Genomic DNA, 18811 nt, shown 5'->3' on the forward strand with positions numbered 1-18811 from the left:
ACTGGGCGGCTGAGCCCATCCGCATCGGTCTGCCCGTGCACACCAGCATGGCCGTGTTCCCACTGGTCCTGGGGCCGGGCAACGTTCCGGCGGTCATCGACCCGGAGGAGGCCGCCGAGGATCTCGCCCTCGCCGTCTTCTCCGCACTCGCTCACGCCGAGGATCCGGTTCTGCCTGCGATACTGCACGCGCTGGCGGCGGCAGTGACGAACACCGGCGGCGAGACCGCGAAGCGCTGGGCGGAATTCACCGAAGTCGGCCTGGGTGACACCCGGGCCCGTGCACTGTGGAGGCATCTGATGGCCACATACACCCCCCAGTTCCCCGGCAGCGGGACCCTCATCGAGGAAACCCTCATCGAGGGCGAGGCCAAGGGGCGGGCCAAGGGGCGGGCCCAGGGTCGCGCCGAGGGGCGAGCCGAGGACATCCTCCGCATCCTGGCTCTCCGTGGCGTCGACGTGCCTGGAGACGCGCGGGAGCGCATCACCACCTGCGCCGACCTGGACACCCTGGGCACCTGGTTCGACCGGGCGCTCACGGTCTTGAGCACCGAGGAACTGTTCGAGGCGTCCTAGTCGGCCGTGGTAAGGCAGCGGGGCGCGGCACGCTCCCTCGGTGTGCCGCGCCCCTTCCCCTTCCCCGCGTCAGGTGGTTTCGGGTGACGGTGACGGCAGGGTCCCCGTGCGGGCCGCCTCGCCGTACCAGTGGGCGCTGGACTTCGGGGTGCGGGCCAGCGTCGCGTAGTCGACGTAGACCGTGCCGAACCGCTTCTCGTAGCCGTACGCCCACTCGAAGTTGTCGAGCAGGGACCAGAGGTAGTAGCCGCGGACGTCCGCGCCGTCGGCGATGGCCCGGCGGACCGCCGAGAGATGGCCGTGCAGGTAGGCGATGCGCTCCGGGTCGTGGACGCGGCCGTCCGGGTCGGGCTTGTCGTCGTAGGCCGCGCCGTTCTCGGTGATGTAGAGCGGGAGGCCCGGGGCCTCGCTCGAGTAGCGCATGATCAGTTCGTGCAGGCCCGTCGGGTCGATCGTCCAGCCCATCTCGGTGCGCTCGCCCGGGGTCTGGTGGAAGGCGACGTCGTCCGCGCCCGGCCAGGGGGAGTGCTCGCTCGCGCCGTGGCCGTCCGAGCGCGGGCCCTTCACCGTGGTGTCCGCCGCCGAGACCAGCGTCGGCGTGTAGTAGTTCAACCCCAGTGCGTCCAGCGGTTGGTGGGCGGCGCGCAGGTCGCCGTCCAGGACGAAGGACCAGTCGGTCAGGGAGGAGGTCGCGGCCAGCAGCGTCTCGGGGTACGCGCCGCGCAGGATCGGACCGTGGAAGACGCCGTTGGCGAGGTCGTCGATCTTCTGGACCGCCGCCAGGTCCGCCGGGTCGCCCGGCGTGAGCGGGCGCACCACCGACGAGTTGAGGCTGATCGCCACCGAGTTACGGGCCGGCATGGCCGCGCGCAGCGCCGAAGTGCCCAGCCCGTGGGCGAGGTTGAGGTGATGGGCCGCCTTGAGCGAGGCCACCGGGTCGGTACGGCCCGGTGCGTGCACGCCGGACGCGTAGCCCAGGAACGCGCTGCACCACGGCTCGTTCAGCGTGATCCAGTTCTCCACGCGGTCGCCGAGCGCCTCCCCGACGATCTGCGCGTACTCCGCGAACCGGAACGCCGTGTCCCGCTCCGGCCAGCCGCCCGCGTCCTCCAGCTCCTGGGGGAGGTCCCAGTGGTAGAGCGTGACCGCGGGCTGGATGCCGGCCGCCAGCAGCTCGTCCACCAGACGGCGGTAGAAGTCCAGGCCCACCTGCACCGCGGGGCCGCGGCCCGTCGGCTGGACCCGGGACCACGAGATCGAGAAGCGGTACGCGTTGAGGCCCAGGTCCGCCATCAGCGCCACGTCGTCGCGGTAGCGGTGATAGTGGTCGACAGCGATGTCACCGGTCTCACCACCGGCGGTCCTGCCGGGCGTATGGCTGAAGGTGTCCCAGATCGACGGCGTGCGGCCGTCCTCCCGCACCGCCCCCTCGATCTGGTAGGCGGAGGTCGCCGCGCCCCAGAGGAACGCGGGAGGAAAGGTCACCGGAGTAGTCGGCTCAGGCATGGAAGCGCTCCCATGAATGGTCGGCGGGACCGACGGAGGTTGGGGGGAGTGGTGCGAACTGGTGTGAAGGGGGCGATCAGATGCGACGGATGCAGTGGATGCAGTGGATTCGGTGGATGCGATCGGGTGCTGGGGGTGCTGGGAGTGCCGGGGGCCGGGGCGGCGATGGCCCGGCCCCCGGAAGTCACGGGGGCGGCGGCGGACTCAGCCCTTCACCGCGCCCTGCATGATGCCGCCCACGATCTGCTTGCCGAAGATCGCGAAGACCAGCAGCAGCGGCAGCGTGCCCAGCAGCGCGCCCGCCATGATCAGGGACTGGTCGGGGGTGTATCCGCGGCCCAGGCCCGCGAGGGCGACCTGCACGGTCGGGTTGCCGTTCTGGCTCAGCACCAGGAACGGCCACAGGAAGTCGTTCCACGTCTGGACGAACACCAGCATGCCGAGCACCGCCATCGCGGGTCGCGCCGCGGGGAACACCACGTGCCACACCACGCGCCAGCTGCTCGCGCCGTCCACCCGGGCCGCCTCGATGATCTCGTCCGGCAGCGCCTGGATGAGGTACTGCCGCATGAAGAACACCCCGAACGCGCTCACCAGCGACGGCAGGATCACCGCCTGGAGCTGGTCCGTCCACTCCAGCTTGGCGACCATCATGTACATCGGGATGATGCTCAGCTGCGGCGGCACCATCATCGTGCCGATCACGATCAGCATCAGCGCGCCCCGGCCCCGGAACCGGAGCTTGGCGAAGGCGAATCCGGCGATCGTCGACAGGAAGACGACCGTCGCCGCCGAAACTCCCGCCACGATGGTCGTGTTGTAGAACGCATTGCCCAGGTTCGCGTCGTTCCAGGCCACATCCAGGTTGTGGAAGAGGTTGGAGCCGAACACGAACGGCGGCGGGTTCTCCGCCAGTCGGTTGTTGTCGCGGGACGCCGCGATCGCCGTCCACACCAGCGGGAACAGCGAGACGATGGTGAACACGCCCAGGATGAGGTAGGCGATCGGGCCGCCGTGCATGTGCCCGCCGGCCCGCGCGGACTTGGGCCGGCGTACCTTGCGGGCCGTCGGCGCCGCGTCCTCGGGTGCCACGGACTTCGCGGTCGTTGTCGTCGTCGTCACGGCCGGTACTCCTAACTACTGGCGCGCAGCCGGCGCGAGATGACGTAGTTGACGATGCCGATCAGGATCAGGATCAGGAACATCGTCCAGGCGATGGCCGAGGCCCGGCCCAGGTGCTGGTTCACCCAACCCTGCTCGTACAGGTACAGGCCCAGCGTCTGGAACTGGTGCTCCGCGCCGCCCGACGCGCCCTTGTTGGTGTCGAACAGCAGCGGCTCGCCGAAGACCTGGCTCGCGCCGATCGTCGAGACGACGACCGTGAACAGGATCGTCGGCCGCAGCGACGGCAGCGTGACGTGCAGGAACTGCCTCCAGCGGCTCGCGCCGTCCAGCGCCGCCGACTCGTACAGGTCCTGCGGGATCGCCTGCATCGCGGCCAGGTAGATCAGCGCGTTGTAGCCCGTCCACCGCCAGATGATGATCGTCGACACCGCGATCTGCGACGGCCACCTGTCGTTCTGCCAGTCGATCGCGTCGATCCCGGCGAAGTGCAGCGCCCAGTTGATCATGCCGTAGTCGCGCCCGAACAGCAGCGTGAAGACCAGCGAGGCGGCCGCGATCGAGGTCGCGTACGGCGCGAGCATCGCGACCCGGTAGAAGGTCGAGGCGCGCAGCTTGTAGTTGAGGATGTGCGCGAGGCCCATGGCCATCGCCAGCTGCGGAACGGTCGAGATGATCCCGATCGTCAGGGTGTTCTTCGCCGCGTTCCAGAAGAAGTCGTCGTCGAAGATGCGCGTGTAGTTGCGCATCCCCACCCAGGTCATGTCGGTGGGCGCGGTCAGCTCCACCTGGTGCAGCGACGCCCAGCCGGTGTAGACCAGCGGGAACAGGCCGAACGCGAGGAACAGCAGGAAGAACGGCGAGACGAAGGCGTACGGGCTCCAGCGCTTGTCCCGCTGCCAGCGGCGGGACAGCCGGTCCCGGCGCCGCCGCTCCGCCTCCGTGGGAACGGCGTGCGGGCGGCCCGGGGCCGCGCCCCCCTCCTTCGCGGGGGGCGCGGCGGTGTCGTGGCGGGTGGACATACGGGTCACTTGTCCAGGTTGTTGTCGATGGTCTTGGTCGCCGTTTCCCAGGCCTCCGCCGCCGACTTGCCCTTCGTCACCAGGATGACGCCGTTGTTGGCCAGGCCGTCCTGGATGACCTGGTCCTTCGGGCCGATCACCTGCACCGGGGCGGACTTGGCGGCCTCGGAGAAGACCGTGCCGATCGGCGAGTCACCGGTCATCTCGTTCTTGGCGCCGGTGACCTCGGGCATCGTGTACGTGGCCGGCGCGCTCGGGAAGTTGCCCTGCACCTTGAACAGCTTCGCCTGCTGTTCGGGCGCGGTCAGCCACTTGACGAGCTCCGTGGCCTCCTTCACGTGCTTGCCGCTCTTGGGCACCCCCAGGAAGGAGCCGCCCCAGTTGCCGGACTTGGGCGCGACGGCCACGTCCCACTTGCCGGCGTCCTCGGGCTTCGCGCTCTCCTTGATGGTGCCGAGCATCCACGGCGGGCAGGCGATGGTGGCGAACTTGCTCTGGGAGATCGTCGTCTTCCAGGTCGGCGTGAACGCCGACTGGGCCTGGACCAGGCCCTCCTCGGCGGCCTTCGCGGTCAGGTCGAACGCGGCCTTCACGGCCGGGTTCGTCTTGTAGATGATCTCGCCGGAGGCGTTGTTGAACTTGTCCTTCTCACTGCTGAGGACGGCGTTGAGCAGGCCGCCGGGCGAGTCCATGAAGAACGTGCCCGCCTTGGCCTTCTTCTTGTACTGCTGGCCGGCGGCGATGAACTTGTTCCAGTCGCCCGCCCACAGCGCGCCGACCTTCTCGCGGTCGGTGGGCAGACCGGCCGCCTGGAAGAGGTCCTTGCGGTAGCAGAGGGCCATCGGGCCGACGTCGGTGCCGAGCGCGATCGTCTGGCCGTCCTTGGTGCTGGCCTGCGCCCACTTCCAGTCCAGCCACTGGCTCTTGTCGATGCCCGAGACCTTCGACATGTCCTCGAACTTGCTCGCTTGGGTGGCCACGACCTCGGCGATGTTGCCCACTTCGATGGCCTGGACGTCCATCAGGCCGCTGTTGGTGGTGAGGTGGTTGACGAGCGCCGGGTAGTAGTTCGCGTTCTCCACCGTGACGTTCTGGGTGATCTTGATGTCGGGGTGGAGCTTCTCGTACTCGGCGTAGAGCCCGGCCTCCTCGTAGCCGAAGGTGCCGAACAGGCCAAGCGAGATCGTGGTCTTGCCCTTGCCGCCGCCCGACGACGAGTCGTCGGAAGCGCTGTCCTTGCCGTCGTCGGCACAGCCGGCCAGCAGCCCGGCGCCCAGCGACGCGACGGCCGCGAGGACCACCACCCGGCGGGTGCTTCGGGTACGTGCTCGCATTGCGTCCTCCTGTTGCCCTGACGTGCCGACCCCCCGGCCAACTGCATTGTTGGGCCCGTTAGTTACTCGCTGCGGCTCGGGCGGGGAACGTGCGGGTTGTGTATGTGTCAGGTACCGTGGGAGCGCTCCCACAGGTGATGTGTTGAAGAGTCGTCGGTTCGAGCGGGGGTGTCAAGGGTGGGAGCGCGGAAGGATGAGTTCAGTTATCTGCCTGTTAGCTAACTCGGGGAGAGAGCGCTTTCGGTTCCTTTCGGCCTGCCCGGCAGTGGAGGGCGGGGCCCGTTCGGGGCCGCAGCGGGCGTCCGGGGGCGGCGGCCCCCAGGGCCGGTGAGCGACCCGACGGGACTGTTACATTCCAGGCCAGCACGAAAAGCGGCGGGAAGGCGGAGCCCATGGCAAGCCACGGAACGCGAGGGCGCAGCGGGGGCAGGCCGACCCTCGAAGAGGTGGCCGCCCGCGCCGGCGTCGGCCGCGGCACGGTCTCCCGGGTGATCAACGGCTCGCCGCGGGTCAGCGACGCGACCCGTGCGGCGGTGGAGGCGGCGGTCGCCGAGCTCGGCTATGTCCCGAACACCGCCGCCCGCGCCCTGGCCGCCAACCGCACGGACGCGATCGCGCTGGTCGTCCCCGAACCGGAGACGCGTTTCTTCGCGGAGCCGTACTTCTCGGACATGCTGCGGGGCGTGGGCGCGGAGCTGTCCGAGACGGAGATGCAGCTGCTGCTGATCTTCGCGGGCAGCGACCGCGAACGACGCCGGCTCGCCCAGTACCTGGCGGCGCACCGGGTGGACGGAGTCCTGCTGGTCTCGGTGCACGCCGATGATCCGCTGCCGGATCTGCTGGCCCAGCTGGAGATCCCGGCGGTGATCAGCGGCCCGCGTTCCGCCGCGGAGACGCTGCCGTCCGTGGACTCCGACAACTACGGCGGCGGCCGCTCGGCGGTCGAGCACCTGCTGTCCGGGGGCCGCACCCGCATCGCCCACATCACCGGCCGCCTGGACGTCTACGGCGCCCAACGGCGCCTCGACGGCTACCGCGACGCCCTGCGCGACGCGGGCTACGCGGCGGACGAAAGCCTCGTCGCGCCGGGCGACTTCACCGAGGAGGGCGGCCACCGGGCGATGCGCGAGCTGCTCGCCCGCACCCCGTCCCTGGACGCGGTCTTCGCCGGCTCCGACGTCATGGCGGCCGGCGCCCGCCAGGCCCTGCGCGAGGCGGGCCGCCGCATCCCGGAGGACGTCGCCCTGGTCGGGTACGACGACTCGGCCATCGCCCGCCACATGGACCCGCCGCTGACCAGCGTCCGCCAGCCGATAGAGGAGATGGGCCGCAGGATGCTGGACCTGCTGCTCACCGAGATCGCCGACCGCCGTCCGGCGGCCTCCCGCGGACTGGAGCGCCGTCAGGTCGTCCTGGCGACGGAACTGGTCGACCGGTCCTCTTCCTGACCGCTTTCTGCCGCCTTCGTGACCGTTTCCCGACCCCTTCCTGCCCCCTCCCTGCCCCCTTCGCGGCCTCGGCGCGGTCGCGTCGTCAGAGCCGCCAGCGCACCTCGCCGTCCTGCTGCTCGGAAGTGACCGACAGGCCGGCGGAGCGGGCCACGGCCGCCGACGCGTGATGGTCCGGGTGGACGTGGGCGACGATCGTGCGCACCCCCTGCTGCCGCAGCCATCCGACGAGTCCGGTCGCCGCCTCGGAGGCGAGTCCGCGGCCCTGCCAGGGGGCGCCGACGACCCAGGCGATCTCCGCGGCCCCGCCCCGGTCCGTGATCGTCGCCTGGACGGTGCCGGTCAGACGATCGGCGTCGCGCAGCCGCAGGACCCAGTTGCACCAGGAGACGGCCGGGTCCGGGCAGCCGGCGACCAGGCGTTCGTAGCGGGTGCGCAGGGCCTGCGGGGTGTCGGGGGCGCCCCCGATGAAGGCGTGGAGCGCGGGGTCGGCCAGGACGACCGCCATTTCGGGCGCGTGGTCGACGCGCAGCGGGAGGAGGTCGAGCCGGGCGGTGCCGATCGGCTCGACACGGACGACCGGACCTGACCGCATGATCGCCCCCATGAGCAGTCCGGGAAACACATCAGCCGGTGACCGCCCTTACGGGAGGTCACCGGCTGATGACTCAGGGTGAGTGACGGGACTCGAACCCGCGGCATCCTGGACCACAACCAGGTGCTCTACCAGCTGAGCTACACCCACCACGCCCGGCAGTTGGACTTTGCGGTCTCCCTACCGGCCGAGAAAAAGTGTACAGGGTCCGAAGGGGTGCTCGCGCACGGCTTTTCCGGGACCGCCCCGACGCCCCTACGGGGCGGGCAGGACGTGCTTCGCGGCGATCGACTTCGCGGTGTCGGAGTCCGGTCCGGGCTGCGGCACGAAGACGGCCTCGCGGTAGTAGCGCAGCTCCGCGATGGACTCGCGGATGTCGGCGAGCGCGCGGTGGTTGCCGTTCTTCTCCGGGCTGTTGAAGTACGCCCGCGGATACCAGCGCCGGGCGAGCTCCTTGATCGACGACACGTCGACGATCCGGTAGTGGAGGTAGTCCTCCAGGTCGGCCATGTCCCGGGCCAGGAACCCGCGGTCGGTGCCGACGGAGTTTCCGCACAGGGGAGCCTTGCCCGGCTCCTTCACATGCTCCCGTACATACGCCAGGACCTGCCGCTCGGCCTCCGCCAGCGTCGTCCCGCCGGCCAGCTCGTCGAGCAGTCCGGACGCGGTGTGCATCTGACGCACCACCTCCGGCATCGTCTCCAGTGCCTTGGCCGGCGGGCGGATGACGATGTCCACGCCGTCGCCGAGGATGTTCAGCTCGGAGTCGGTGACGAGGGCGGCTACCTCGATGAGAGCGTCGTCCGACAGCGAGAGGCCGGTCATCTCGCAGTCGATCCACACCATGCGATCGTTCATGCGACCACCCTAAAGCTGACGTCGGCTTTTGAGGTGCCCCGCGGGTGTGTGGGCCTTGTCCTCAAGCGCCGGACGGGCCGAAATGCCCCGCCCGTCCGGCGTTCTCCTGAGACCGCGCCCCCCGGTCATGCCCTGGTCATGCCCCGGTCACGACCCGCTGCGTTGCCCCGGCAGGCTCGCTCGCGGGGTCGCGTACGAGTCGCGCGCGTGTTCCGACGGCAGGGACGCCACCGTGGCCGTACGCCTGAGCTGCGGGGGCACCGGCCCCGGCGCGTCAGGGTGCAGCGACGGGGGCGGTGGTGGCGGAGACGACGGCTCGCTGTCCGTCGTCCGTTCGCCCTGCGGTCTGCGCGCCCGGTACGCCGCCCGGTACGCCGCCGGCGACGAGCCGAGCTGGCGGCGGAAGTGGCCGCGCAGCGCCACCGGCGAGCGGAAGCCGCAGCGCCCCGCGACCTCGTCCACCGAGTAGTCCGACGTCTCCAGCAGCCGCTGCGCCTGCAGCACCCGCTGGGTGATCAGCCACTGCAGCGGCGCGCTGCCGGTCAGCGACCGGAACCGGCGGTCGAAGGTGCGACGGCTCATATAGGCGCGGGCCGCCAGCGTCTCCACGTCGAACTGCTCGTGGAGGTGTTCCAGCGCCCAGGCGACGACCTCGGCCAGCGGGTCGGCGCCGATCTCCTCTGGTAAAGACCGGTCGAGATAGCGCTCCTGGCCGCCCGATCGGCGCGGTGGGACCACCAGCCGCCGGGCCAGCGCGCCCGCCGCCTCGTTACCGTGATCCGTCCGCACGATGTGCAGACACAGGTCGATTCCGGCCGCGGTGCCGGCCGACGTCAGTACGTCGCCGTCGTCCACGAAGAGTTCTCGTGGATCCACGTGGACCGACGGATAGCGCTTGGCCAGCGTCGGCGCGTACATCCAGTGCGTGGTGGCCGGACGGCCGTCCAGCAGGCCCGCGGCGGCCAGCACGAACGCGCCGGTGCACAGACCCACGATGCGGGCACCCTCTTCGTGCGCCCGGCGCAGTGCTTCGAGCGCGTCCTCCGGTGGCGGTGAGGTGATCGAACGCCAGGCCGGCACGACGACCGTGCCCGCCCGCGCGATCGCCTCCAGGCCATGTGGCGCGGTGAGTTCCAGGCCCCCTGTGGTCCGCAGCGGGCCTTCCTCGCCGCCGCACACCAGCAAGCGGTAGCGCGGCACGCCGGCGTCCTGGCGGTCAATCCCGAACACCGACAGCGGAATGGAACTCTCGAAGATGGGGCCGCCGCTGAACAGCAGCACCGCGACGATCTCCTTGCGGCGTCGCCCGGACAGTTTCCGGGCCGCGGCTTCCGGCGCGGCAGTGGAGTCGTGGCTCATCCTGCTAAGCCCCCCTCGGTGGTCGCGGCTCCTCGGTTGTGTCGCTCCTGCACGTTTCCCCTCGGTCCTGCACGAGTCCCCCGCCGTAGACAGTCAAGATCGAATCTACTGTGTCGCATGATGCCGGCGTGGCCAGTTCACCACCCGGCAGATTGTCGACATGGCAACTTGGCGTGAAGCATTCGATCACGAAGCGTTGCACTCGTGGGCCGTGCAGGGAAGTGCGCCTCGGTGCGGTGGCCAATCCCCGTAGGGTGCGCAGGGCCCCTGAGGCCCTTTCCGTGCAGGTGGAACGGGGGGTGGGGGGTGGTTACGGCAAGGGATGCACAGTGGCGGGAAGTTGGCTGAAAACCACCGTGTCCGTGCATGAAAACCGGTCAACCGACCGGTGAGTTTCCTCCGGAGTGCCGACCGCCCCGATGTGATCCCGTTCCGGTGCGCTGATGGCGCCCCCGGTGGTGCGCCTGGGGCGCGTCCTCCTCGCTGAGCAACCGGGCCGCACAGCGCTCGGACCGGCGCAGCAGCAGCCGGCAGGCGGCCGTGACGGCCGCGAGCCCGAGGGCGGTGCCGGCGGCGCCGGCGAGCGAGGTGCCGTACCAGAGGAGGACCACCGGAACCAGGACGCAGCTGAAGGCCGCCCAGCGGATCAGATCGGTCGTCCGGTCGTCGCCGTGGCGGGACTCGGGGCGGGACTCGGGGCGGCTGCGGGGCGAGGGCACGGGGCGGGCTCCTTCCTGGGGCGTGGGCGGGGCGCGGGCGGGGCTTGGGCGGGACGGCGGCGGGGTAGGGCTGCGGTGCACGGGGTTCAACGCCTGCCTGGGCGGACAGTCACTGGCGCGGGTCGGTTCCGTGTAAGTGAATCCTGTGCAAACCGCCTGTACGGGGCAGCAACCATTGCGTTACGGGCGTCCGCTCGTGCATGCTCCCTGGAACCCTCACCGAGGGCGTGCGGGCTCTGGGCCCAGGAGGCGTGCCGCCGTACCCTTGGGGGTATGGGGTTGGGAAGATGATTCCCGGACAGCTCCGCCGCTCACCGCCGTCCACCCGTATAAGGATCGATTCGCCGAGACAGTCATGGCCGGTCACGAATTCTTCGAACCCGCGGACCGCAAGCGGCCCGTCGCCGACCCCACGGCGGCCGAGCCCCTGGCGGCGGAAGAGACACGCCCGTCCTGCGACCCCGCCTTCAAGCACGGCGTGGTCGTGGGCTTCGACGGCTCCACGTCCAGCGAACGCGCCCTCGCGTACGCGATCGGCATGGCCCATCGCTCCGGGGCGGGCCTGATCATCGTCCATGTCGCCAACCGGCTGCCCACGACCGTGTGGGCCGGCTGCGAGCCGCCCGTCTTCGTCGATGTGCCGGACCACCGCACCGAGGTGCTCGGTCTGGAGCTCGCGTGTGCGGAGTACCTCGCCGAGGTGCCGTGGATCCTCGTCGAGCGCGGTGGCGACATCTGCCATGAACTCGAGGAAGTGGGGCGGGAGTACGAGGCCGACGCGATCGTCGTCGGCTCGACGCACGGCATCGTGGGGCGGATCTTCGGGTCCGTCGCGGGGCGGCTCGCCAAGCGGGCGAAGCGGCCCGTCGTTGTCATTCCGTAACTCGCCGTTCTCCCAGGTGAGATGAGATCTGGGTAACTCCGGCTCCTTTTGTGCGCAGTGCGCGCCCGGCATAAATCTACTGGCGCGTAGGAGTGTTTGTGCCCTTGTGAAGGGCATATACCGCTCACACAACTGCACATGCATGAAGGGAGCCCCGCCGTGGACAACGACGTCTCTGCGGGAAGCAGCACCACCACGATCGCCGGCCGACTCGCCCTGGGTGTCACCCTGTTGGCGTTCGGGCTCGGGTACACCGACCTCATCGACGGCGTGACGGCTGCGGACGCCGTATCCATCGCGCATTACATCGGCGGCGTCGCGCTGTTCGTCGCCGGCCTGTTCGCCCTGCGGGAGCGGGACACGGCCACCGGCACCGCCTATACCGTCCTGGGCGCGTTCTGGTTCACCTGGGCGGTCTCCGCCGGGACCCAGGTCTCCGAAAACGCCGCAGGGCTGTTCCTGCTCCTGTTCGCCCTCGTGGCGCTCTCCCTGACCCTCGCCGGGGGCGACCAACTCGGCCAGGGCGCCTACGCGTTGTTCTGCGTGGCGCTCGTGCTGATGGCGGTGGCGCGGTTCGCCGACAGCGACGGGCTGGCCAAGGTCGGCGGCTGGTTCGCCGTCGCGGCGGGGGCGGTTGCGTGGTACGCGGCCACGGCGGCCCTGGCTCACTGGCCCACTGCGCTTCCGCGACGCGCTGCCCGCCCCGGTGTGACGGCCGCGGGCTGAACTCGGCAGCCGTGCCGGGGGGTTGGGCTTCCCCGGCGACATGGCGGCCCCCCACGTGGACGGTGGCATCACGTGGGGGGCCGTTTCGTTTGTTCGGCCTCTGCGGGCCGGTGGGGCTTCTCGCGCCCACGCGGCGGAGCCGCAAATCGATACAGCCTCGCGCCCCTAAAAGCTAAAAGCCCTACTCGACCGTGACCGACTTGGCGAGGTTCCTCGGCTTGTCGATGTCCCTGCCGAGGGCCTTTGCCGTGTAGTAGGCGAGGAGTTGGAGCGGGATGCCCATGAGGATCGGGTCGAGCTCGTCCTCGTTCTTGGGGACGACGATCGTCCGGTCGGCCTTCTCCTGCTCCTGGTGGGCGACCGCGATGATCCGGCCGCTGCGGGCCTTGATCTCCTCCAGCGCCGCGCGGTTCTTCTCCAGCAGGTCGTCGTTCGGGACGATCGCGACCGTCGGCAGCGCGGGCTCGATGAGGGCCAGCGGGCCGTGCTTGAGCTCGGAGGCCGGGTAGGCCTCGGCGTGGATGTAGGAGACCTCCTTGAGCTTCAGGGAGGCCTCACGGGCGACCGGGTAGCCCCGGACGCGGCCGATGAAGAGCATCGAGCGGGCCTCGGCGAGCTCCTCGGCCAGCTTCTCGATCTCCGCCTCCTGCTCCAGGATCTCGGCGATCTGCGCGGGCAGCTTGCGCAGGCCCTCGATGATCCGCTTGCCGTCGCGCACCGAGAGGTCGCGGGTGCGGCCCAGGTGCAGGGCGAGCAGCGCGAAGGCCACCGTGGTGTTGGTGAAGCACTTGGTGGAGACCACGCAGACCTCGGGGCCCGCGTGCACATAGACGCCGCCGTCCGCCTCGCGGGCGATCGCCGAGCCGACCACGTTGACCACGCCCAGCACCCGCGCGCCCTTGCGCTTCAGCTCCTGGACGGCCGCGAGGACGTCGTACGTCTCACCGGACTGGGAGACGGCGATGTAGAGGGTGTCGGGGTCGACGACCGCGTTGCGGTAGCGGAACTCGGAGGCCGGCTCGGCGTCGGCGGGGATGCGGGCCAGCTCCTCGATCATCTGGGCGCCGATCATGCCCGCGTGGTACGAGGTGCCGCAGCCGAGGATCTTGACGCGGCGGATCTGGCGCGCCTCGCGGGCGTCCAGGTTGAGGCCGCCGAGGTGCACGGTGGAGAAGCGGTCGTCGATGCGGCCGCGCAGCACGCGGTCCACGGCGTCGGCCTGCTCGTGGATCTCCTTGTGCATGTAGGTGTCGTGGCCGCCCATGTCGTAGGAGGCGGCCTCCCACTCCACGGTGGTGGGCTCGGCGGTGGTGCGGGTGCCCTCGGTGGTGTAGGTGCGGAAGTCGTCGGCCTTGAGGGTGGCCATCTCGCCGTCGTCGAGCGTGACGATCTGGCGGGTGTGGGCGACCAGGGCGGCGATGTCCGAGGCGACGAACATCTCCTTCTCGCCGATGCCGAGGACGACCGGCGAGCCGTTGCGGGCGACGACGATGCGGTCGTTGAAGTCGGCGTGCATCACCGCGATGCCGTAGGTGCCCTCGACGACGCGCAGCGCCTCGCGGACCTTGTCCTCCAGCTTCTCCTGCTGGGAGCGGGCGATGAGGTGCACGAGGACCTCGGTGTCCGTCTCCGAGAGGAACTCGACGCCGTCGGCCTCGAGCTTCTTCCGCAGGTCGGAGGCGTTGTCGATGATGCCGTTGTGGACGACGGCGACCTTGAGGTCGGCCGACATGTGCGGGTGGGCGTTCGCGTCGGAGGGGGCGCCGTGGGTGGCCCAGCGGGTGTGGGCGATGCCGGTGGTGCCCTTGAAGCGCGCCGGGACCTTGGCCTCCAGGTCACGGACCCGGCCCTTGGCCTTGACCATCTTCAGGCCGGCCGTCTTCGGGGAGGTGACGACGATGCCCGCCGAGTCGTACCCGCGGTACTCGAGCCGCTGGAGCCCCTCCAGCAGCAGCGGGGCCACGTCACGCTTCCCGATGTATCCGACGATTCCGCACATATATAGGTATCCCCAAGCTTTCAGGTCGGCCGTGGAACGACCGTGGATCAGCCGTACACCATGCGGCGCAGCTGCCTGAGCGTGAGCTCCGGCGGCGCGACCGCGCGGTATTTCAGATCCGCCTCGATCCGTTCGAAGATCTCCGCGTTCACCAGGCCCTGGGCCTGGAGCTCGCGGTGGCGGCGACGGACGTAGTCCTCGGTCGTCTCGTCGAAGTAGGCGAGCACGTCCTGGATCACCCGCAGCGCCTCGCCCCGCTGGAGGGTCGTGGACCGCATCAGATGATCAACAAGTTCGTCGTGCACCCGGTAGATCCTGAGGGACGCGAGCGGGTTTCGCAAGAAACCTGCCCGATTTCGGGCAGGCGCCTGTTAAGGAGCCTTGGGTGAACCTTGAATGTGTTATGAGAGCCTGTTCGTGCACCGTCCATTTGGCGTCTTGCGGTCCGTCGCCCGGGGCGACGACTTTCAGACGTCATGGACACTCCTCGCATGGGCGTACCCGAGCAGCTCGCCGAGCGCATGAGCATGGCGGAGCAGCACGAGTACCTGCGCGCACGATTCTCCCGCCGCACGATGATCCGCGGCGGTGCGGTCACGCTCGGCGCCGTCACCGGCGGCGCCTTCGTGGCCGGCAGCACGGCCCAGGCCGCCGTTCCGGCCCAGCCCCTGACGCAGACCGAGTACGTCAACGGCTCGCTCGTCGCCCCCTTCGGCCGCCACCTCGCCTTCGGCAACGACCCCAGCACCGAGATCAGCGTCTCCTGGCAGGTCCCGCTCCCGGTGAAGAAGCCCTTCGTCCGGATCGGTACCCACGCCTCGCACCTCTCCGTCAAGATCGAGGCCGAGGTGCGCTCGCTGTTCACCCCGACCGGGGTCGGCGCGAGCGGCAACCACACCCAGTACTACGTGCACGCCAAGCTCACCCACCTCAAGCCCGGCAGGACGTACTACTACGGCGTCGGCCACGACGGCTTCGACCCGGCCGCGCCGCAGTTCGCGGGCACCGTCGGCACCTTCACCACCGCCCCCGCGCACAAGGCGCCGTTCACCTTCACCGCCTTCGGCGACGAGGGCGTCGGCTACCACGGGCTGGCCAACAACAGCCTCCTCCTCGGCCAGAACCCGGCCTTCCACCTGCACGCCGGCGACATCGCCTACGCCGATCCGGCCGGCGCGGGCAAGACCGCCGACACCGGCTTCGACTCGCGGGTGTGGGACCAGTTCCTCGCCCAGACCGAGTCCGTCGCCAAGACCGTCCCGTGGATGCCGGCCTACGGCAACCACGACATGGAAGCCTGGTACTCGCCCAACGGCTACGGCGGCGAGGAAGCCCGCTGGAACCTCCCCGACAACGGCCCCGACAAGAAGAACCTGCCGGGCGTCTACTCCTTCGTCTACGGCAACACGGCGGTCGTCTCGCTGGACGCCAACGACATCTCCTTCGAGATCCCGGCCAATCTGGGGATCTCCGGCGGTACCCAGACCAAGTGGCTGGAGGCGCAGCTCAAGAAGTTCCGCGCCGCCAAGGACGTCGACTTCGTGGTGGTCTTCTTCCATCACTGCGCGTACTGCACCTCCACCGCGCACGCCTCGGAGGGGGGCGTGCGCCAGGAGTGGGTGCCGCTGTTCGAGAAGTACACGGTGGACCTGGTCATCAACGGCCACAACCACCAGTACGAGCGCACCGACGTCATCAAGGCGGGCAAGGTCACCAAGAAGCTCCCGATCGGCGGGACCTCGTACCCCGAGACCGACGGCGTCGTCTATGTGACGGCGGGCGCGGCCGGCCGCAGCCTGTACGCGTTCACCGCCCCGCAGTCCTACGAGGGCCACGAGAACGAGGTCGACTCGGTCGCCTCCTTCATCAACACCAAGGACGGCAAGGTCGACGAGACCGTGACCTGGTCGCGGGTGCGCTACCTCGACTACTCGTTCCTGCGCGTCGACGTCACCCCGGCGTCGAAGGGCCGCACGGCCACGCTGACGGTGCGCGGCATCGCCGAGACCGGTGCGCAGGTCGACCACTTCACGGTGGCCCGCAAGGCGAAGTAGCTCCCTCACGCAGACCCTGACGCCGACCCTGACCCAGACCCTGACCCACCCGCAGGCGGTCCTCGGGCGCCCTACAGGCGCTTGAGGACCGCCTGTTTGGCCAGGGCGAACTCGTCGTCCGTCAGGATCCCGTCCCGGTGCAGCTCGCCCAGCTCCCGCAGCCGGCGCAGCAGGGCGTCGTGGTCGTCCCCGGAGCCGACGGAACCGTCGGAGCCGCCGGGGGAGGCGGGCGCGGCGGGGGAGGCGGGGGCGAGCTCCAGGGGTACGGCGTCGTCGGGGGCGGCGGCCGGATGCGGGAGCCGGGCCTGTACCGCCGCCGCGACCAACGCCATCAGCGGATCCTTCTTGAAGCCCCACAGTTCGACGGCGTTGGGGTCGTACTTCGGCGGGGCCTTGGTGGGCGCGCCCCGCACACTGAACCGCAGATGGCCGTTCTCCAGGCCGACCGCCGGCTGCCATTCGACGCCCGTGATGTCCGAGACCGCGAGCGTGCGGGCCCCGGCGGCGGCCTTCGCGTCCTCCGTCTTCCAGTTCCACTCCAGCCGGACCCGGTCGCCGTCGAAGCTCGCCGTGCCGTCCCCGGCGGCGGCCGTGACCGGCACGGACGGGCCCGGCAGCAGATACGCGTCCACCGGGCCGGTCGGCGCCCGGTCCAGGGTCAGCGCGTGGCGCACCTCGTCCGCGACGTACTCGGCGACCCCGTACCGGTCGGACTCCACGGTCAGCTGATACGGGTCGTGCGGCTCGGCCAGCCGGCCGCCGGTGGCCAGCAGCAGCGGATCCGAGCCGTCCCGCAGCCGCAGCCTGAGCCGCCCGGTCCGCTTGCCCTGTTCGAACGAGATCCCCGCCAACGCCCCCAGCGGGACGGTCAGTTCACCCAGTTCCCGGCGCAGTGGCGAGACGCCCTTGTCCCGGCCCGGCGTCAGCCGCAGCGCGTCGCCGTCGAAGACCCAGGTGCCGTCCTTCTGGATGATTTCCGCCATGACGGAGATTGTTCCACCGGTTCCGCGCGAGAATCGAATGGTCTATACCCCTTGGGAAGGGAGCCCTGGGTGAAACAGGAGCACAGAACGACCCCGCTCGCCCGCGTGGTCCCGGCCCCCGCCTCGGTCTCACCGGGCGGATCTCCGTACCGCATCACCCGGTCCACGCAGATCCGGGTGGACGACTCCGGGGAGGTCCGCCGCATCGGCGAGTACCTCGCGGACGTGCTGCGGCCCTCCACCGGCTACCGCCTGCCGGTCACCACGCGCGACGACGGCGGCATCCGGCTGCGGCTCGCCCAGGGGCCGTTCGGCGCCGAGGGCTACCGGCTCGACAGCGGCCGCGGCGGGGTCACCATCACCGCCCGCGAGCCCGCCGGGCTGTTCCACGGCGTCCAGACCCTGCGTCAGCTGCTGCCCGCGGCCGTCGAGAAGGACTCGGTGCAGCCCGGCCCCTGGCTCGTCGCGGGCGGCACCGTCCAGGACGCCCCCCGCTACGCGTACCGGGGCGCGATGCTCGACGTCTCCCGGCACTTCTTCACCGTCGCCCAGGTCGAGCGGTACATCGACCAGCTGGCCCTCTACAAGGTCAACAAGCTGCATCTGCACCTCAGCGACGACCAGGGCTGGCGCATCGCGATCGACTCGTGGCCCCGGCTCGCCGCGCACGGCGGCTCCACCCAGGTCGACGGCGGCCCCGGCGGCCACTACACCAAGGCCGACTACCAGCGGATCGTCCGGTACGCGGCCTCGCGGTTCCTGGAGGTCGTCCCCGAGATAGACCTGCCCGGCCACACCAACGCCGCCCTCGCCTCCTACGCCGAGCTGAACCGCGACGGCGTCGCACCCCCGCTCTACACCGGCACCGACGTCGGCTTCAGCTCGCTGTGCGTCGACAAGGACGTCACCTACGACTTCTTGGACGACGTCATCCGCGAGCTGGCCGCGCTCACGCCCGGCAGGTATCTGCACATCGGCGGGGACGAGGCGAACTCCACCGGTCACGAGGACTACGTGAAGTTCATGGACCGGGTGCAGCCGGTCGTCGCCGAGTACGGCAAGACGGTCATGGCCTGGCACCAGCTGACCGGCGCGACCCCCGCGAAGGGCGCGCTGGTCCAGTACTGGGGGCTGGACGACACCGGCACCGAGGAGAAGGCGCAGGTCGTCGAGGCCGCGAAGAACGGAACGGGGATCGTCCTGTCGCCGGCCGACCGGATCTACCTCGACATGAAGTACACCGCGGACACCCCGCTGGGCCAGGACTGGGCCGGTCCGGTCGAGGTCCGGCGGGCCTACGACTGGGATCCGGGCGCCTACCTCGCCGGACTGCCCGCGGCCGCCGTCCGGGGCGTCGAGGCGCCTCTGTGGACCGAGACGATCGTGACCGGCGCCGACCTGGAGTACATGGTCTTCCCGCGGCTGCCGGGCGTCGCCGAGCTCGGCTGGTCGCCGGCGGCCACGCACGACTGGGACGCCTACAAGGTGCGGCTCGCGGCGCAGGGGCCGCGCTGGGACGCGCTCGGGATCTCGTACTACAGGTCGCCCCAGGTGCCCTGGCCGACGAGCTGAGACAGGCCGACCGGCTGAACACAGACGGACGGGCTCCCCGGGGACCGTACCCGGGG

Annotated in this window: 17 protein-coding genes and 1 tRNA gene; 6 read left to right on the forward strand and 12 right to left on the reverse strand. The window is 70.3% G+C overall.

The genetic code is table 11. The features are described from left to right. Positions 1-47: 47 nt before the first annotated feature. Positions 48-575, forward strand: a complete 528-nt coding sequence (locus ACWCPF_RS03820) for a hypothetical protein (RefSeq protein ID WP_451043316.1) — start codon at positions 48-50, stop codon at positions 573-575. A gap of 69 nt (positions 576-644) precedes the next feature. On the opposite strand, the gene ACWCPF_RS03825 is transcribed toward ACWCPF_RS03820, so the two are convergent. From ACWCPF_RS03825 to ACWCPF_RS03840, 4 genes are all read right to left on the reverse strand, one after another. After that, positions 645-2081, reverse strand: a complete 1437-nt coding sequence (locus tag ACWCPF_RS03825; protein WP_451043317.1) for a GH1 family beta-glucosidase — start codon at positions 2079-2081, stop codon at positions 645-647. A 204-nt stretch (positions 2082-2285) separates the two neighbouring features. After that, positions 2286-3173, reverse strand: coding sequence for a carbohydrate ABC transporter permease (locus ACWCPF_RS03830; RefSeq protein ID WP_450945927.1), 888 nt, complete (start codon positions 3171-3173; stop codon positions 2286-2288). Positions 3174-3214: 41 nt separating this feature from the next. Beyond that, positions 3215-4225, reverse strand: a complete 1011-nt coding sequence (locus ACWCPF_RS03835; RefSeq protein WP_451043488.1) for a carbohydrate ABC transporter permease — start codon at positions 4223-4225, stop codon at positions 3215-3217. Positions 4226-4230: 5 nt separating this feature from the next. Beyond that, on the reverse strand, positions 4231-5559 hold the full coding sequence (locus tag ACWCPF_RS03840) for an ABC transporter substrate-binding protein (protein ID WP_451043318.1): 1329 nt from the start codon (positions 5557-5559) through the stop codon (positions 4231-4233). A 392-nt stretch (positions 5560-5951) separates the two neighbouring features. On the opposite strand from ACWCPF_RS03840, the gene ACWCPF_RS03845 reads away from it, so the two are divergent. Then, complete coding sequence (locus ACWCPF_RS03845; RefSeq protein ID WP_451043319.1) at positions 5952-7007, forward strand: LacI family DNA-binding transcriptional regulator; 1056 nt, start codon at positions 5952-5954, stop codon at positions 7005-7007. 85 nt (positions 7008-7092) lie between these two features. Here the strand turns inward: ACWCPF_RS03845 and ACWCPF_RS03850 are convergent, their stop codons facing one another. From ACWCPF_RS03850 to ACWCPF_RS03870, 5 genes are all read right to left on the reverse strand, one after another. Further along, positions 7093-7602 (reverse strand): GNAT family N-acetyltransferase, encoded by a 510-nt coding sequence (locus tag ACWCPF_RS03850; RefSeq protein ID WP_451043320.1) that lies wholly within the window; start codon positions 7600-7602, stop codon positions 7093-7095. 77 nt (positions 7603-7679) lie between these two features. Next, a tRNA-His gene (locus ACWCPF_RS03855) sits at positions 7680-7752 on the reverse strand. A 105-nt stretch (positions 7753-7857) separates the two neighbouring features. Next, positions 7858-8460, reverse strand: coding sequence for an oligoribonuclease (gene orn / locus ACWCPF_RS03860; protein WP_451043321.1), 603 nt, complete (start codon positions 8458-8460; stop codon positions 7858-7860). A 147-nt stretch (positions 8461-8607) separates the two neighbouring features. After that, a complete protein-coding gene (locus ACWCPF_RS03865) occupies positions 8608-9819 on the reverse strand; it encodes a helix-turn-helix domain-containing protein (protein WP_451043322.1) in 1212 nt (403 codons plus the stop codon). A 377-nt stretch (positions 9820-10196) separates the two neighbouring features. After that, positions 10197-10538: a hypothetical protein gene (locus ACWCPF_RS03870; RefSeq protein ID WP_451043323.1), complete on the reverse strand. Its 342-nt coding sequence runs from the start codon at positions 10536-10538 to the stop codon at positions 10197-10199. A 355-nt stretch (positions 10539-10893) separates the two neighbouring features. Between ACWCPF_RS03870 and ACWCPF_RS03875 the strand changes: the two genes are divergently transcribed. Together ACWCPF_RS03875 and ACWCPF_RS03880 are read left to right on the forward strand one after the other, a co-directional pair. Beyond that, positions 10894-11421, forward strand: a complete 528-nt coding sequence (locus ACWCPF_RS03875; RefSeq protein ID WP_451043324.1) for a universal stress protein — start codon at positions 10894-10896, stop codon at positions 11419-11421. A gap of 159 nt (positions 11422-11580) precedes the next feature. Continuing rightward, a complete protein-coding gene (locus tag ACWCPF_RS03880; protein WP_451043325.1) occupies positions 11581-12147 on the forward strand; it encodes a GPR1/FUN34/YaaH family transporter in 567 nt (188 codons plus the stop codon). A 181-nt stretch (positions 12148-12328) separates the two neighbouring features. On the opposite strand, the gene glmS is transcribed toward ACWCPF_RS03880, so the two are convergent. Together glmS and ACWCPF_RS03890 are read right to left on the reverse strand one after the other, a co-directional pair. Continuing rightward, positions 12329-14146, reverse strand: a complete 1818-nt coding sequence (gene glmS / locus ACWCPF_RS03885) for a glutamine--fructose-6-phosphate transaminase (isomerizing) (protein ID WP_451043326.1) — start codon at positions 14144-14146, stop codon at positions 12329-12331. A 47-nt stretch (positions 14147-14193) separates the two neighbouring features. Next, positions 14194-14451: a hypothetical protein gene (locus ACWCPF_RS03890; protein WP_451043327.1), complete on the reverse strand. Its 258-nt coding sequence runs from the start codon at positions 14449-14451 to the stop codon at positions 14194-14196. A gap of 186 nt (positions 14452-14637) precedes the next feature. Between ACWCPF_RS03890 and ACWCPF_RS03895 the strand changes: the two genes are divergently transcribed. Next, positions 14638-16200, forward strand: coding sequence for a purple acid phosphatase family protein (locus ACWCPF_RS03895; RefSeq protein WP_451043328.1), 1563 nt, complete (start codon positions 14638-14640; stop codon positions 16198-16200). A 71-nt stretch (positions 16201-16271) separates the two neighbouring features. Here the strand turns inward: ACWCPF_RS03895 and ACWCPF_RS03900 are convergent, their stop codons facing one another. After that, positions 16272-17183 (reverse strand): DUF4429 domain-containing protein, encoded by a 912-nt coding sequence (locus tag ACWCPF_RS03900; RefSeq protein WP_451043329.1) that lies wholly within the window; start codon positions 17181-17183, stop codon positions 16272-16274. Between the two features lie 69 nt (positions 17184-17252). On the opposite strand from ACWCPF_RS03900, the gene ACWCPF_RS03905 reads away from it, so the two are divergent. Further along, positions 17253-18755, forward strand: a complete 1503-nt coding sequence (locus ACWCPF_RS03905) for a beta-N-acetylhexosaminidase (protein WP_451043330.1) — start codon at positions 17253-17255, stop codon at positions 18753-18755. Positions 18756-18811 lie beyond the last annotated feature (56 nt).

The sequence above is a fragment of the Streptomyces sp. NPDC001858 genome, assembly GCF_053594615.1.

What these genes read in the sequence shown, in the direction of transcription:
- ACWCPF_RS03840 (WP_451043318.1), bottom strand. Translation starts at nt 5,559, where the DNA reads ATGCGAGCACGTACCCGAAGCACCCGCCGGGTGGTGGTCCTCGCGGCC.
- ACWCPF_RS03875 (WP_451043324.1), top strand. Translation starts at nt 10,894, where the DNA reads ATGGCCGGTCACGAATTCTTCGAACCCGCGGACCGCAAGCGGCCCGTC.
- ACWCPF_RS03895 (WP_451043328.1), top strand. Translation starts at nt 14,638, where the DNA reads ATGGGCGTACCCGAGCAGCTCGCCGAGCGCATGAGCATGGCGGAGCAG.
- ACWCPF_RS03900 (WP_451043329.1), bottom strand. Translation starts at nt 17,183, where the DNA reads ATGGCGGAAATCATCCAGAAGGACGGCACCTGGGTCTTCGACGGCGAC.
- ACWCPF_RS03825 (WP_451043317.1), bottom strand. Translation starts at nt 2,081, where the DNA reads ATGCCTGAGCCGACTACTCCGGTGACCTTTCCTCCCGCGTTCCTCTGG.
- ACWCPF_RS03835 (WP_451043488.1), bottom strand. Translation starts at nt 4,225, where the DNA reads ATGTCCACCCGCCACGACACCGCCGCGCCCCCCGCGAAGGAGGGGGGC.
- ACWCPF_RS03820 (WP_451043316.1), top strand. Translation starts at nt 48, where the DNA reads ATGGCCGTGTTCCCACTGGTCCTGGGGCCGGGCAACGTTCCGGCGGTC.
- ACWCPF_RS03865 (WP_451043322.1), bottom strand. Translation starts at nt 9,819, where the DNA reads ATGAGCCACGACTCCACTGCCGCGCCGGAAGCCGCGGCCCGGAAACTG.
- orn (WP_451043321.1), bottom strand. Translation starts at nt 8,460, where the DNA reads ATGAACGATCGCATGGTGTGGATCGACTGCGAGATGACCGGCCTCTCG.
- ACWCPF_RS03845 (WP_451043319.1), top strand. Translation starts at nt 5,952, where the DNA reads ATGGCAAGCCACGGAACGCGAGGGCGCAGCGGGGGCAGGCCGACCCTC.
- ACWCPF_RS03850 (WP_451043320.1), bottom strand. Translation starts at nt 7,602, where the DNA reads ATGCGGTCAGGTCCGGTCGTCCGTGTCGAGCCGATCGGCACCGCCCGG.
- glmS (WP_451043326.1), bottom strand. Translation starts at nt 14,146, where the DNA reads ATGTGCGGAATCGTCGGATACATCGGGAAGCGTGACGTGGCCCCGCTG.